2 protein-coding genes are annotated in these 882 nt (G+C 78.2%); both read left to right on the top strand.

The window, feature by feature from the left end; translation table 11 throughout:
- Positions 1-564, top strand: a 564-nt coding sequence (locus ACWJ6R_RS37210) for a hypothetical protein (protein ID WP_449066684.1), incomplete at its 5' end; no start/stop codon positions are given.
- Positions 561-882, top strand: a 322-nt coding sequence (locus tag ACWJ6R_RS37205; protein ID WP_449066683.1) for a hypothetical protein, incomplete at its 3' end; no start/stop codon positions are given. The genes ACWJ6R_RS37210 and ACWJ6R_RS37205, both read left to right, overlap by 4 nt.

Genomic DNA, 882 nt, shown 5'->3' with positions numbered 1-882 from the left:
CCGCGAGCACCGAGCGAGCCCGCCGGGGGCGGAGCCCGGTATCGGCCCCGGGTCCGGGTGGCGGAGCGGCACACGCGCGCCGCGGTCCGCCTCTGCGCGGAGCTGACCGGGGTCGGGCTGGCGCTCGCCGGGAAGGCGGTGCGGCTGCCGAGGTTGTCCCCGGCGGTACCGGCCCTGCTGCACCTGGCTGACTCCACCCCGGCCCTCCGCGAGGAGCTGAACCGCCGGATCGGCCGCTCGACCACCGACACGCTGTTCATCGCGGGCCACGTCGTCGGCCAGACGCTCGCGCTGAGCCCGTCGGCGCTGCTCGTCCACGCGGCGGGATCCGTCGTCCACTACGCCGAGGCGCGCGCCGCGCGGCGCGCCTGGCGGCGGCTGGAGCAGGACCTGGCCCGCGTCAGGGGCGCCTACCGCCACATCACGAAGCCGGCGCGCCCGCGCCCGGTCCCCCTGCCCCCGGGCCCGATCGAGCGTACGCGGACGTCGCGGCCCCGGCGACGCTGGGCGCCTACGCCGCGACGAGACTCCTCAGCCGCAGCGGCCGCCGGAGCCACGCCATGATGGTCGCGGCCACGCCCAAGCAGGCGAAACTGGGCCGCCACGCCTTCGCGGGCGCGGTCGCCCGCGCCCTGGGAAGACGCGGCGCGGTGGTGCTCGATCCCCACGCCCTGCGCCGCATGGACCGCGTCGACACGGTCGTCCTCGACGCGGAGGTCCTGCTCACCGGCTCATGGACGGTCGAGCGCGTGGTACGGATCGCAGACGCGGATGGTGCGGCGGGCGGGGCCGGCCGTGCGGGCGGGAAGGCGGGCAGGGGCGACGGATGCGGCGCGGGCCGGGTGGACGACGGCACGCTGCACGCCCGGCTGCACGCCCTGC

This window comes from Planomonospora algeriensis, from assembly GCF_977012225.1.
Note: the sequence above shows the minus strand (reverse complement) of the source record. Positions and strands in the feature narration are given on the sequence as shown.